Below are 13,332 nucleotides of genomic sequence, written 5' to 3' on the forward strand. Positions count from 1 at the left end.
GCGCAGGGGCGGCTGTCGGTGCGTTCCGGCAGCGGCCGGCGCCGGGCCGGCGGGCGCGGCGGCGCCGCGGGCCGGGTGCGGCCCAAGGAGTCGGCCGGTGTGGTGGTCGCGCGGCTGCTCGGCGAGATGTGCATATCGCTCGGCCTGGTGATGCTGCTGTTCGTCTCCTACCAGCTGTGGTGGACGAACGTGCAGGCCGACGCGGCGGCCGACGGTGCTCGCAGCCAGCTGGAGCAGCAGTTCGACGCGGCGGCCCAGCCGCCCGCCACGGGGCAGCAGCCGGACGCGAGCCCGACGCCCGAGGTGTTCGCGCCGGGCAAGGGCTTCGCGATCATCCATCTGCCGAAGCTGGGCCTGAACGTGCCGATCGCCGAGGGCACCGGCAAGCCGCAGGTGCTCGACAAGGGCCTGGTGGGCCACTACACGGGCACCGCGATGCCGGCCGACAAGGCGGGCAACTTCGCGCTGGCCGCGCACCGCAACACGCACGGCGAGCCGTTCCGCTACATCAACAAGCTCGCCAAGGGCGACAAGATCGTCGTCGAGACGTCGACCGCGTACTACACGTACGAGGTGACCGGCGGGATCCCGGAGACCTCGCCGTCCAACGTCAGCGTCATCCAGCCGATCCCGAAGGGCGCCGGCTACGCCCAGGCCGGGCGGTACATCACGCTGACCACGTGCACGCCGGAGTTCACCTCCAAGTACCGGCTGATCGTCTTTGGCAAGATGGTCGAGGAACGGCCGCGCAGCCAGGGCAAGCCCGCAGCACTGACGGGTGGCCAGTAGCAGCCGTCAGCCCGTCAGCGGGCCCCCCAGCACAGCGAGGCGGAACAGCGTGAGCGAGCAGTCGGCCGGCCCGGCACACGGACCCGGCGTCGGACCCGGCGCCGGCGACGGATTCGAGGACGTACTCGGGGACGCGCCCGAACCCCGCCCGGCCCGTGGCCGTGGCCGCGCCCGGGCGCTGGCCGCGGTCGGGGTCTTCGGCGAGCTGCTGATCACCGTCGGGGTGCTGCTGGCGCTGTTCGCCGCCTACTCCCTGTGGTGGACCAACGTGCAGGCCGACCGTACGGCGGACCGGGCGGCCGACCGGCTGCGCAACGCCTGGTCGGTGCCGGCGGCCTCCGGTCCGGCCCCGGCGTCACCGGGTGCCGCCCCGCCCGGGCAGCGCACCTACGCGGCGGGGGACGGCGTCGGGTTCCTGCACGTGCCGGCGATGGGCCGGGACTACCAGGTGCTGATCCGGATGGGCACGGACGCGGAGACCCTGGCCGACGGCGTGGCCGGGGTGTACGAGGCGCCGTACCGCTCGGCGATGCCCTGGGACGAGGAGGGCAACTTCGCGCTGGCCGCGCACCGGGACGGGCACGGCGCGAAGTTCCACGACCTGGACGCGGTGAAGCCGGGCGACGCGGTGGTCGTCGAGACGAAGGACAGCTGGTACGTCTACCGGATCGACTCCACGCTGCCGGAGACCTCGAAGTACGACACCGGGGTCGTCGCGCCGGTGCCGACGGGCTCGACCTATCACTCCCCCGGGCGCTACATCACGTTGACGACCTGCACGCCGGTCTACACCTCGCGGTACCGGATGGCGGTCTGGGGCAGCCTCGTCCGGGTGGATCCGGTGGACGCCGCCCGCACGCCGCCCGCCGAGCTGCGCTAGCCGCTCAGGCCGCCGCCGCCCGCCGGGCCGCGCCCCGGCCGTTCAGGCCGCCGCCGGCCGTCCGGCGCTGTACTGGAAGGTCCGGCGGTAGGCGGCGGGGGAGACGCCCACGGCGGTGTTGAGGTGCTGGCGCAGCGAGGAGGCGCTGCCGAAGCCGGCCCGTTCGGCGACCTGGTCGACCGGGAGGTCGCTGGACTCCAGCAGGTGGCGGGCGAGCGCGAGCCGCTGGGCGGTCAGCCACTGGCCGGGGGTGAGGCCGGTCTCGGCGAGGAAGCGGCGGCTGAAGGTGCGGATGCTCATGCCGGCCACGGCGGCCAGTTCGGCCAGCTGGAGCGGGCGCTGGAGCTGCTGGAGGGCCCAGGCGCGGGCGGCGGCGGTGTCGGAGCCGGTGGGCGCCGGGACGGGGCGCTGGACGAACTGGGCCTGGCCCCCGTCGCGCCACGGCGGGACGACGCAGCGCCGTGCGGTGTGGTTGGCGATCTCGCTGCCGTGGTCGCGCCGCACCAGGTGGAGGCAGAGGTCGACGCCGGCGGCCGCCCCGGCCGAGGTGAGGATGTCGCCGTCGTCGACGAACAGCACGTCGGGGTCGAGCCGCACGTCGGGGAAGAGCCGGCCGAACCGTTCCGCGTAGGCCCAGTGGGTGGTGGACGGGCGGCCGTCCAGCAGTCCGGCGGAGGCGAGGACGAAGGAGGCGGTGCAGATCGAGACGATCCGGGTGCCGGGCCGGAGCGTGGTCAGCAGCTCGGTCAGGCGCGCGTCCGGGGCGTGGCCCTCGAAGGCGGGGCCGTCGTACGAGCCCGGCGGCAGGATCAGGGTGTCCGCGGTGGCGACGATGCCCGCGTCGTGCCCGACGGTGACGCTGAAGTCGGCCGCGGTGCGGACGGGGCCGCCGTCGAGGCTGCAGGTCAGGACTTCGTAGAGCGGCTCGTCCAGCAGGTTGTAGGTGGAGCCGAAGATCCGGTCGGGGATGCCGAGTTCGAACGGCATGACGCCGGGCAGGGCGAGGACGACGACGCGGTGCAGAGCGGAGGCCATGGCCAGATCCTCTCACTGATTGTCCATCCGGCCACTCGTTCGGGTACCCCGGCGCGGCGAGGCTGGTACCGGCCCCGGCAGGCAGCCGGGGTGCGGGGCGGACACTGATGGAGGACGGACATGAGCGGCCGGGCAGCGGAGCAGCACCAGGGGACCATGCGGGCGATCAGCCAGAACGAGCTCGGCGGGCCGGGGGTGCTGCGCCTCGTCGAGGTGCCCAGGCCGGTGGCGGGGCCGGGCGACGTGCTGGTCCGGGTGCACGCGAGCGGGTTGAACCCGGTGGACTACAAGACCCGGGCCTTCGGCGGGCTGCTGGCCGACAAGCCGCCGTTCGTCCTCGGCTTCGACGTGTCCGGGGTGGTCGAGGCGGTCGGCTGGGGCGTGACGCTGTTCGAGCCCGGCGACGAGGTCTACGGCATGGCCGGCTTCCCGCGGCTGCTGGGCGGCTACGCCGAGTACATCGCGGCGCCGGCCCGGCACTTCGTCCGCAAGCCGGCCGGGACCGGCCACGTGGCTGCGGCGGCCCTGCCGCTGGCCGCGCTGACCGCCTGGCAGGCGTTCACCGACCGGGCGCAGGCCCGGCCGGGGCAGCGCGTGCTGATCCACGCGGCGGCCGGCGGGGTGGGCCACCTGGCGGTGCAGATCGCCAAGTCGCTGGGCCTGTACGTGATCGGGACGGCGAGTGCGGCGAAGCACGACTTCGTCCGGGAGCTGGGCGCGGACGAGGTGGTCGACTACACGGCGGGGGACTTCGCGCAGGCCGTCCGGGAGTCGGCGGGCCAGGTCGACATCGTGCTGGACGGCGTCGGCGGCGACTACAGCGCCCGGTCGCTGCCGCTGATCCGCAGCGGCGGCACGCTGGTGTCGCTGACGGGCCCCCAGGACGACGCCCTGCGGCCGCAGGCGGCGGCCCTCGGCGTCCGGGCCGGATTCCTGCTCGTGGAGCCGGACACGGCCGCGCTGCGGGCGGTGGCGGAGCTGGTGGCGGACGGGCGGCTGCGGCCGCACGTGGCGGCCGTCCTGCCGCTGGAGGACGCGGCCGGGGCGCACGAGCTGGGCGAGACCGGCCGGGTGCAGGGGAAGCTGGTGCTCCGCGTCGCCGAGTGAGACGGGGACGGCGTAGGGGCCGCCGGCGCCGGGGTGGCGTCGACGGCCCCTACGGGTGGGCCCTGGGCCCGGTTGTCACCGGTTACGGCTTGGGGCTGTTGCTCGGGGGTGTCGTCCCGGGCTGGGGGTCGTTCCCTTTCGGGGCGGGCATCGTCATCAGCTGGATGCTGGTGCCGCCGTCGACCAGCTCGTTCGGCCCGGGCGTGTAGTTGACGACGACGTTGTTGCTGTCGCCGCCGGCCCCGGTGAAGTTCCAGACGAGGCCGAGGCCCTTCAGCTGGGCCACCGCGTCCTTCACGGTCTTGCCCCTGAGGTCGCCGGGCACGGTCACCTTGTCCGGTGCCTTGTAGACCGTCAGGACGATCTTGGTGTTCGGCGCGGCCTTGCTGTTCGCCGCCGGGGTCTGGGTGGCGACGGTGCCGATCTTGGTGGGGTCGGTCGCCGGGACGGTCTTGCTGGCGTCGACCTGGAAGCCGGCGTCCGTCAGGGCCTGGGTCGCGGCCGCGACCTGCTGGTTCACCACGCCGGGGACGTTGATCTTGGACTTGCCCTGGGAGATCGTCAGCTTGATCGGCGCCTGCGGGTCGGCGGCGCTGTTGGCCGGCGGGTCCTGTGCGGTCACCTGGTCGAGCGGGGCGTTGTCGTCGTCCTTGTACTCGGTGGAGACGTTGGCGAAGCCGGCGTCCGCCAGGGCCTTGGTGGCGACGTCCTTGGTCTTGCCGACGACGGTGGGCACGGTGGACTTGGCCGGGCCGGAGGAGAGCTGCACCTTGATGGTGCCGGTCTCGGCGATCTGGGTGCCGACGACCGGGTCCTGGGTGCAGACCTGGTCCTTCTGGATCTTGGTGTCGGGGCAGGCCACCTTGTCGCCCTCGGCGACGACCAGCTTGCTGCCGGTGCTCTGCGCGGCCGCCTTCGCCTCGACGAGGCTCTTGCCGATCAGGTTGGGCGCGCTCAGCTTCGGGGTGTCCTTCTTGCCGCCGCTGAACATCGCCTGGGCGACGAAGAACGTACCGACCAGGACGAGCACGGCCGCGATGGCGAGCACGATCCAGGAGGTGTTGCTCTTCTTCGGCTGCTCGCCGCGCCGGCCGCTGCGGCCGTACCCGTCGTCGTACCCGTCGTTGCCGCCGGAGCCCGGCTGGCCGCCGCCCTGGTAGCCGTCGTCCTGGTAACCGCCCTGCTGGTAGCCGCCCTGCTGGCCGTAGCCCTGCTGCGGGGAGACCTGGGGCAGCACCGTGGTGGGGCCGCCGCCGGGCTGCTGCTGCGGCAGCAGGTTGGTCTGGCCGTACGGGTCGTGCTGGGCGTACTGCTGCCCGTTCTGGTCGTAGCCGTACCCGCCGCCCGCGCCCATGCCGTACGCGGCCTGCTGGGCCGCCGCCACCGGCAGGCCGTCGAGGAAGCGCTCGATGTCGTCGCGCATCTCGTCGGCGCTCTGGTAGCGGTAGTCGCGGTCCTTGGTGAGCGCCTTCAGCACGATCGCGTCGATCTCGGGGCGCAGCTCGGGGTCGTAGACCGACGGCGGCTGGGCCTCCTCGCGGACGTGCTGGTAGGCGACCGCGACGGGGGAGTCGCCGACGAACGGCGGGCGCACGGCGAGCAGCTCGTACAGCAGGCAGCCGGTGGAGTAGATGTCGGAGCGGGCGTCGACCTGCTCGCCCTTGGCCTGCTCGGGGGAGAGGTACTGGGCGGTGCCGATGACGGCCGAGGTCTGCGTCATCGTCATGCCGGCGTCGCCCATCGCGCGGGCGATGCCGAAGTCCATGACCTTGACGTTGCCCTGCCGGGTGAGCATCACGTTGGCGGGCTTGATGTCGCGGTGCACGATGCCGGCCCGGTGCGAGTACTCCAGGGCCTGCAGGATGCCGATCGTCATCTCCAGCGCGCGCTCGGGGAGCAGCCGGCGGCCGGAGTGCAGCAGCTCGCGCAGGGTCGAGCCCTCGACGTACTCCATCACGATGTACGGGATGGAGATGTTGTCGATGTAGTCCTCGCCGGTGTCGTACACGGCGACGATCGCGGGGTGGTTCAGGGACGCGGCGGACTGCGCCTCGCGGCGGAACCGGGCCTGGAACGACGGATCCCGCGCCATGTCGGCCCGGAGCGTCTTCACTGCGACGGAACGGCCGAGCCGGGTGTCATGGGCGAGGTACACCTCGGCCATGCCGCCGCGTCCGAGGACGCCGCCGAGCTCGTACCTGCCGCCGAGGCGACGAGGCTCTTCCATAGTTCCGACCCTCTCCCTCACCGGCCGGTGAGGATGTGACGTAGGTGTCCCCGCACGCTCTGTGTGACGCCGCCCGCGCCACCGTGGTTCTGTGATGCAGATCCCACGGCGCCCCGAAGGCGGGCAGCGGGCACACCCGCTGCTTGCGGACACGCTACCGGTCGCACCCGGCTGAGCCGGAGTCGGCCATCGGCCGATACCAGACCGGTATCCGGATCCGGCCACCGATCACGACAATCCGCCCATGTGCGGCACGGGCCCTACTTGCCGAGGGTGGCCTGCATCACAGCCTTGGCGATCGGGGCCGCGAGGCGCCCGCCGCTGATGCCGTCGCGGTTGTTGGAGCCGTCCTCGACGACGACCGCGACCGCGACCGACTGGTTGTCGGCGCCCTTGGCGTAGGAGACGAACCAGGCGAACGGCAGCCCGTTGTTGTCCTCGCCGTGCTGCGCGGTGCCGGTCTTGCCGCCGACGGTCAGGCCGGGGATCTTGGCGTTCTTGCCGGTGCCGTTCTCGACGACGCTGACCATCATGTCCTGCAGCTTCTGCGCGGTGGCGGGGCTGATGGCCTGGCTGAGCTGCTTGTCGGAGTGCTTGGAGATGGTGGTCAGGCTGGCGGAGCGCTCCTGGTCGACCAGGTAGGGCTGCATCAGCGAGCCGTTGTTGGCGATCGCGGAGGCGACCATCGCCATCTGGAGCGGGGTGGCCCGGGTGTCGTGCTGGCCGATGGAGTCCAGGGCGGTGCCGTCGTCGGTGGAGTTCGCCGGGTAGAAGCTCTGCACGGCGCGGATCGGGGTGTCGACGGTCTTGTTGAAGCCGAACTTCTCGGCCTGCTCCCGCATCTTGTCCTTGCCGAGGTCGGCGCCGATCTTCCCGTAGACGGTGTTGCAGGAGTAGTCCATGCCGGTCTTGAGCGTCGCGCCCTCGCAGGGCTCGTTGTCGCTCTCGTTCTTCAGTTCCGTCCGGGTGCCGGGCAGGATGTACGGCGACGGCGTGTCCGTCTTGTCGTCGATGTTCTGGAAGACGTTGTTCTCGAACGCGGCCGACGCGGTGACCAGCTTGAACGTGGAGCCGGGCGGGTAGGTCTCGCGCAGCGCCCGGTTGAGCATCGGCTGGTTGGTGTCGGCCTTGAGCTTCTCCCACGCGGCGGTGTCGGCGTCGCCGCCGCCCGCGAAGGTGCCCGGGTCGTACGAGGGCGTGGAGACCAGCGCGAGGATGGCACCGGTGCGCGGGTCGAGCGCGACGACCGCGCCCTTCTTGTTGCCGAGGCCGTCGAATGCGGCCTTCTGGGCCTTGGCGTTGATCGTGGTGACGATGTCGCCGCCCTGCTTCTGCTTGCCCGTCAGCATGTCGAGGGTGTTGCGGAAGAACAGCCGGTCGTCGGTGCCGGCCAGGATGCCGTCCTCCAGCGACTCCAGCTGGGTGCTGCCGAAGGCCTGCGAGGAGTAGCCGGTGACGGGTGCGTAGAGGGGGCCGTCGACCCAGGAGCGCTTGTACTTGTAGCGCAGTCCGTTGACGAAGTCGGAGCTGGTGACGCGGTCCCCGCCGACGATGATGTTGCCGCGCGGGTAGGCGTACCGGTCGTACTTGTTGCGGTCGTTGTGCGAGTTGTTGGCCAGGCTGTTGGCCTGGACACCCTGGACCCAGTTGGTGCGCACCATGAGGGCCAGGATCAGGACGAGGCAGAAGATCGAGACCCGTCGGATGGGCTTGTTCATGTAACGGGTCCGCTCCTCGTACCGGTCAGTGCGTCGTCGTGCTGGTCAGTCAATCGCACCGGTCATCACGTTTCCGAGGCCGGGGCCGGTTCCACCCCGGGCCGGCGGGCGCTGTCGCTGATCTTCAGCAGCAGGGCGATCAGCGCCCAGTTGGCGACCACGGACGAGCCGCCCTGCGCCATGAACGGCATGGTCATACCGGTCAGCGGGATGAGGCCGGTGACGCCGCCGGCCACCACGAAGACCTGCAGCGCGAGCGCCGAGGAGAGGCCGACGGCGAACAGCTTGCCGAACGGGTCGCGGGCGGCCACCGCGGTGCGCAGGCCGCGCTGCACGATCAGGCCGTAGACCATGAAGATCGCCATCAGGCCGGTGAGGCCGAGCTCCTCGCCGAAGGAGCCGATGATGAAGTCGCTCTTCGCGGCGAAGCCGATCAGGTAGGAGCGGCCCTGGCCCAGTCCGGAGCCGGTGACCCCGCCGGAGCCCATCGCGAACAGGGCCTGGCCGATCTGGTCGCTGCCGCCGCCGTCCGGGTGGGCGAAGGCGGCCATCGGGTCGAGCCAGGCGTCGATCCGGACCTTCACGTGGCTGGAGGCGGCGCCCACCGCCACGGCGCCGCCGATGGACATCAGCAGGCCGAAGACGATCCAGCTGGTGCGCTCGGTGGCGACGTACAGCATCACCACGAAGAGGCCGAAGAACAGGAAGGACGAGCCGAGGTCGTTCTCGAAGACCAGGATCAGCAGGCTGAGCAGCCAGATCACGATGATCGGGCCGAGGTCGCGCCCGCGCGGCAGGTACAGGCCCATGAAGCGGCGGCTGGCCAGCGCCAGGGCGTCCCGCTTGACCATCAGGTAGCCGGCGAAGAACACCGCCAGGATGATCTTGGCGAACTCGCCCGGCTGGATCGAGAAGCTGCCGAGGTGGATCCAGATCTTCGCGCCGAAGTCGCCCTTGCGGGCCGGGAAGAAGGCCGGCGCGGCGAGCAGCACCAGGGCCACCGCCATCGAGATGTACGTGTAGCGCTGGAGGATCCGGTGGTCCTTCAGGAACACCATCACCACGATGAAGAAGGCGATGCCCAGACCCGACCACATCAGCTGGTTGGCCGCCGCCGGGTAGTTGTTGGCCAGGAGCTTGCCGGCCTTGTCGAGCCGCCAGATCATCACCACGCCGAGCCCGTTGAGCAGCGCGGCCAGCGGCAGCAGCAGCGGGTCGGCGTACGGCGCCCAGCGGCGCATCGCCAGGTGCGCGACCATCGCGAGCACACCCATGCCCAGGCCGTACCCGAGCATCCCGGCCGGCAGCGTGCCGTCCATCGCCAGGCCCACGTTGGCGTACGCGAGGACGGGCAGCAGCACCGCGAAGGCGAGCAGTGCCAGCTCGGTGTTGCGCCGGTTCGGCGTGCCCTGCGGGGTGATGGTGGTGTTGCCCCGGCGCCGGGAGTCCGCCCGCCCGGCGGGCGGCGGCACGGGGGCGGTGGCCGGCGTCGCGCCGGGCCGGCGGTCGCCGGACGGGCTGTCCGGGCCGCTGCTCAGGTCATAGGTGCTCACGTGGTGGCCGCTCCCCGACGGCTGGCAGGCCCGCGCCGGTCGGCGGCGGTACTGCCCGGTTGGTGCTGTCCGCGGCGGACGGCCGCACGGTGGCCGCCCCCCGTCACGGTGTCGGGCAGGAGGCCGCCTTCTTCTGCTCCTCCTCGGTGAGAGCCGGTGCGTCGCCCAGCGGGCTGACCGGGACGGCGGGTGCGGCGGTGGCCGACGGGCTCGCCGGGGCGGTCGCGGCCGGGCTCGGCGCCGGGGCGGTGCCGGCGTGGCTCTCGGTGGCGCCCGGCGAGGCGGTCGCCGTCGGGGCGGCCGAGGGGGTGCCCGGTGTACCGGTGGCCCCCGCGGCGACCTTGCGGCAGACCGCGGCCTGCTCGCCGAGCTGCTTCGCGGTGTCGGTGGCGTCGCTCAGGCTGCCGGCCGAGATGGTGTTGGTGACGTGGGCGGCCTGGTCCTTGGGCAGGAACTTCAGCTCGATGTCCCCGTACGAGTCGTGCACCGAGGACAGGCTCAGCCCGGCCAGGTTCTGGTTGATGCCCTGGAACACCGCGACGTGGTCGCCGTCCACGCCGACGTAGTACTGGTCCTGCGTCCAGCGCCAGCCGAAGTAGCCGGCGCCGGCCAGCAGGCCGAGGGTGACGACGGCGATGATCGAGCGCTTCGCCCACTTGCCCTTGCGGACCGGCTCGTCGTCGTCCGCCTCGTGGGCGTAGCCGGGCGCCTCGGCGCCGTACGCCCCGTAGCCGCCCTCGTAGCCCTCGGCCGGGCCGAAACCGCCCGGGGCGGCGCCGTAGCCGCCGTCGTAGCCCTCGGCGGGGCCGAAGGCACCCTGCGGGGCGCGGCCGAGGCCGGCCGCCCGGCCGGCCGGGGTGTTCAGGATCGACTGGTCCGCGGCGGCGGAGGACGGCGGCGTCTCGGCGACCGCGCCGACCACCACGGGCACGTCGCCGTGCTGTCCGCTGAGCGTGTCGGTGGCGCCGACGTCGATGACGTCCGCGACGATGCAGGTGATGTTGTCGGGGCCGCCGCCGCGCAGGGCGAGCTGGATCAGCTCCTGGACGGTCTGCTCGGGGGAGTAGAAGCTCCCGAGGGTCTCCTCCAGCGTCTGGTGGCTGACCGGGCCGGACAGGCCGTCGGAGCAGATCAGGTAGCGGTCGCCGGCCCGGACCTCGCGGATCGACAGGTCGGGCTCGACCTGGCCGCGGCCGTCCAGTGCGCGCATCAGCAGGGAGCGCTGCGGGTGGGTCTCGGCCTCCTCCGGGGTGATCCGGCCCTCGTCGACGAGGCGCTGCACCCAGGTGTGGTCCTGGGTGATCTGGGTCAGCGAGCCGTCGCGCAGCAGGTACGCGCGGGAGTCGCCGACGTGCACCATGCCCATCCGCTGGCCGGTCCAGAGCATCGCGGTCAGGGTGCAGCCCATGCCTTCGAGCTGCGGGTCCTCGTCGACCATCTGGCGCAGGCGGTCGTTGGCGCCCTGGACGGCGTCGGCGAGCAGGGTCAGCAGGTCGGCGCCGGGCACGTCCTCGTCCAGGCGGACGATCGACCCGAGCACCTCGGAGGAGGCGACCTCGCCGGCCGCCGCCCCGCCCATGCCGTCGGCCACGGCCAGCAGCCGCGGCCCGGCGTAGCCGGAGTCCTCGTTCCCCTCCCGGATCAGTCCCTTGTGGGAGCCGGCGGCGAAGCGCAGTACGAGGCTCATTCCCCCGCCTCGCTTCGCCCGGTCGCGGAGCCCACTGGTGCCCGCAGGGCCCTCCCGGCCGTCGGGCCGGGGGCGGGTGCCCCGATGCTGCACTCGCTCATGCGGTCCGTGTCCCCCTCTGGGCTTCGTCGGAACTGCGGCCGCGGCCTCGGGAGAGGACGCGGCCTCGGCAACACTCGCGCACGGCCGCGACAGCGTCGCCGCTGCCGTCCCGGCTGGTCATGGACGGGATGCTGTCCCACATGCGCTACTACTTCCGCAGTTCGATGACGGTCCTGCCGATACGGATCGGCATGCCCGGCTGGAGCGGAGTGGGCGCGGTGAGGCGCTGCCGGTCCAGATAGGTGCCGTTGGTGGAGCCTAGATCCTCGACCGTCCACTGCCCAGTCTGATCCGGGTAGATCCTGGCATGACGGGAGGACGCGTAGTCGTCGTCCAGCACGATGGTGGAATCATGCGCGCGGCCCAGCGTGATCGTCTGGCCCTGGAGGGCGACCGTGGTGCCCGCCAGTGAGCCCTGTACGACGACGAGTTGGGTGGGTGCGCCACGACGCCGGGCAGGCTGCGCGGGGGCGGCCGGCTGGCTGTTGCCGGGGCCCTGCGGGGCCCGGCCGGGCGCCGGGGCGCCGGTGCCGGCCGTCGCGGTGGCGCCCCGGCGCGACGAGCGCGGGTTGATCTTGGTGCCGAACAGGTCGCTGCGGATCACCTGGACCGCGACGATGACGAACAGCCACAGCACGGCGAGGAAGCCCAGCCGCATGACCGTCAGGGTCAGTTCTGACATAAGTGGCCCGCTTCTACCCTTCGACCTGTCGGTAGACGATGGTGGTGGAGCCCACGACGATTCGCGAGCCGTCGCGGAGCGTAGCGCGCTGAGTGTGCTGTCCGTCCACCACGATGCCGTTGGTCGACCCGAGATCGAGCACCATCGACGGGGTGCCGGGGCGGATCTCGGCGTGCTTGCGGGACACCCCGGGGTCGTCGATGCGCACGTCGGCCTCGGTCGAGCGGCCGAGTACGCAGGCGTTCCCGGTGATCTGGTGGCGCGACCCGTTGACCTCGATCCACCGCCGTACGGCCGTCCCGCCGTGGCCGGAGCCGGGGAACGGGCGGACGTTGCCGCCGCCGGGCTGCGGTGCGGGCTGTGCGGGCGGCGCCGGGGGCATCGAGGGCGGCATGGTCGGGGCCTGCGGGGGCGAGCCGTAGGGCGGCTGGCCCTGCTGCCAGGGTGCGCCGGGGGCCGGCGGGGCGGGCTGGCGGCCGTAGCCGGCGGCGCCGCCCTGAGGCTGCTGGAGCTGCTGCGGCTCCTCGGCGGCCAGGGTGCGGCTGCGCACCCGGTACAGGCCGGTGTCGAGGTCGTCGGCCTTCTCCAGGTTGACCTGCAGCGGCCCCATGAAGCTGTACCGCTGGGCCTCGGCGTACTCCCGGACCATGCTGGAGAGCTCCTGGCCGAGCTGCCCCGAATAGGGGCTGAGCCGCTCGTGGTCGTGCGGGCTCAGCTCCACGATGAAATCGTTGGGGACGACGGTGCGGTCGCGGTTCCAGATGGTGGCGTTGTTGTCGCACTCGCGCTGGAGCGCACCGGCGATCTCCACCGGCTGGACCTCGGACTTGAAAACCTTGGCAAAGGTGCCGTTCACGAGACCCTCGAGCCGCTGTTCGAACTTTTTCAGGACTCCCACGGGGCACCCCCTTCCAAGGGTTCGGTCGCGCCTACTTGCGGTACTTCCGTACTGATCGTATCCACGCCCGGGCCATCCGTACGGTTCCCGGACCGCGTCGTGCCCGGGGGTGGGGTTGCGCACACCGCGCGCACCACCGCGCCCGCCGCCGTCCCCGCGCCCGTCCGCGGCGCCTTCGCGCGGCACCCTGCGAGGCGGTCCGCGCCAAGGCAGGGCTACCCGGTCGCAGGCCCGCTCACCCCTCGCTCGCCTGTTCGCGGGGCAGCCGTTCGGATGCGGCCCGCGTCGCCGGCCGGCCGCTGTTCGAACTCGGATCCGGTGGGCGCCGCTCCGGATGATCTTGGAGGGGTGGTGCCGGGGCGGGACGCGGAAAGGGATTCGGAGGTACCCCGTGGAGCGTGCTAATGTTTTCCATGTCGGAAGGGGCGCCCGCAAGGGAGCCGGACCGAAGGCCAGCGAAACACCGGAGACGGTGCGGAGCGGGTCCGAGGATCAGCTAGCATCTACGACAACACCCTTTGCGCGGGTGGCGGAATAGGCAGACGCGCTGGATTCAGGTTCCAGTGCCCGAAAGGGCGTGGGGGTTCAACTCCCCCCTCGCGCACAACGGTCGAAAGACCGAACGAAGCCGGTCAGTACGACGAAAGTCGTACT

The 13,332-nt window shown here is 72.1% G+C and carries 10 protein-coding genes and 1 tRNA gene; 4 read left to right on the forward strand and 7 right to left on the reverse strand.

From position 1 onward, the window contains the following. Positions 1-789: class E sortase (locus tag ACFUK0_RS30415; RefSeq protein WP_380255677.1), on the forward strand; the 789-nt coding region annotated here is incomplete at its 5' end. 49 nt (positions 790-838) lie between these two features. After that, positions 839-1,669, forward strand: coding sequence for a class E sortase (locus ACFUK0_RS30420; RefSeq protein ID WP_380255678.1), 831 nt, complete (start codon positions 839-841; stop codon positions 1,667-1,669). A gap of 42 nt (positions 1,670-1,711) precedes the next feature. Here ACFUK0_RS30420 and ACFUK0_RS30425 read toward each other — a convergent pair whose 3' ends face one another. Then, the gene (locus ACFUK0_RS30425) at positions 1,712-2,704 is read right to left on the reverse strand and encodes a GlxA family transcriptional regulator (protein ID WP_380255679.1); all 993 of its coding nucleotides are present in this window, start codon (positions 2,702-2,704) and stop codon (positions 1,712-1,714) included. Between the two features lie 120 nt (positions 2,705-2,824). On the opposite strand from ACFUK0_RS30425, the gene ACFUK0_RS30430 reads away from it, so the two are divergent. After that, complete coding sequence (locus tag ACFUK0_RS30430) at positions 2,825-3,811, forward strand: NADP-dependent oxidoreductase (RefSeq protein WP_380255680.1); 987 nt, start codon at positions 2,825-2,827, stop codon at positions 3,809-3,811. 82 nt (positions 3,812-3,893) lie between these two features. Here the strand turns inward: ACFUK0_RS30430 and pknB are convergent, their stop codons facing one another. The 6 genes from pknB to ACFUK0_RS30460 form a co-directional block, all read right to left on the reverse strand. Further along, entirely contained in the window at positions 3,894-6,038 is a 2,145-nt protein-coding gene (pknB, locus tag ACFUK0_RS30435) for a Stk1 family PASTA domain-containing Ser/Thr kinase (protein WP_380255681.1), read from the reverse strand. Positions 6,039-6,298: 260 nt separating this feature from the next. Next, positions 6,299-7,756 (reverse strand): peptidoglycan D,D-transpeptidase FtsI family protein, encoded by a 1,458-nt coding sequence (locus tag ACFUK0_RS30440; RefSeq protein ID WP_380255682.1) that lies wholly within the window; start codon positions 7,754-7,756, stop codon positions 6,299-6,301. Between the two features lie 65 nt (positions 7,757-7,821). Further along, positions 7,822-9,228, reverse strand: coding sequence for an FtsW/RodA/SpoVE family cell cycle protein (locus ACFUK0_RS30445; protein WP_380255698.1), 1,407 nt, complete (start codon positions 9,226-9,228; stop codon positions 7,822-7,824). A gap of 184 nt (positions 9,229-9,412) precedes the next feature. Beyond that, positions 9,413-10,996 carry a PP2C family protein-serine/threonine phosphatase gene (locus ACFUK0_RS30450; RefSeq protein ID WP_380255683.1) on the reverse strand — a complete coding sequence of 528 codons (1,584 nt, stop codon included), beginning with the start codon at positions 10,994-10,996 and terminating at the stop codon, positions 9,413-9,415. Between the two features lie 250 nt (positions 10,997-11,246). Continuing rightward, complete coding sequence (locus tag ACFUK0_RS30455) at positions 11,247-11,780, reverse strand: FHA domain-containing protein (RefSeq protein ID WP_380255684.1); 534 nt, start codon at positions 11,778-11,780, stop codon at positions 11,247-11,249. A gap of 13 nt (positions 11,781-11,793) precedes the next feature. Continuing rightward, a complete protein-coding gene (locus tag ACFUK0_RS30460) occupies positions 11,794-12,678 on the reverse strand; it encodes an FhaA domain-containing protein (RefSeq protein WP_380255685.1) in 885 nt (294 codons plus the stop codon). Positions 12,679-13,198: 520 nt separating this feature from the next. Between ACFUK0_RS30460 and ACFUK0_RS30465 the strand changes: the two genes are divergently transcribed. After that, positions 13,199-13,282, forward strand: a tRNA-Leu gene (locus tag ACFUK0_RS30465). The last annotated feature ends 50 nt before the right edge of the window (positions 13,283-13,332 follow it).

Source organism: Kitasatospora sp. NPDC057223 (assembly GCF_042669755.1).
Lineage (GTDB): Bacteria > Actinomycetota > Actinomycetes > Streptomycetales > Streptomycetaceae > Kitasatospora.

What these genes read in the sequence shown, in the direction of transcription:
- pknB (WP_380255681.1), bottom strand. Translation starts at nt 6,038, where the DNA reads ATGGAAGAGCCTCGTCGCCTCGGCGGCAGGTACGAGCTCGGCGGCGTC.
- ACFUK0_RS30450 (WP_380255683.1), bottom strand. Translation starts at nt 10,996, where the DNA reads ATGAGCCTCGTACTGCGCTTCGCCGCCGGCTCCCACAAGGGACTGATC.
- ACFUK0_RS30430 (WP_380255680.1), top strand. Translation starts at nt 2,825, where the DNA reads ATGAGCGGCCGGGCAGCGGAGCAGCACCAGGGGACCATGCGGGCGATC.
- ACFUK0_RS30440 (WP_380255682.1), bottom strand. Translation starts at nt 7,756, where the DNA reads ATGAACAAGCCCATCCGACGGGTCTCGATCTTCTGCCTCGTCCTGATC.
- ACFUK0_RS30455 (WP_380255684.1), bottom strand. Translation starts at nt 11,780, where the DNA reads ATGTCAGAACTGACCCTGACGGTCATGCGGCTGGGCTTCCTCGCCGTG.
- ACFUK0_RS30425 (WP_380255679.1), bottom strand. Translation starts at nt 2,704, where the DNA reads ATGGCCTCCGCTCTGCACCGCGTCGTCGTCCTCGCCCTGCCCGGCGTC.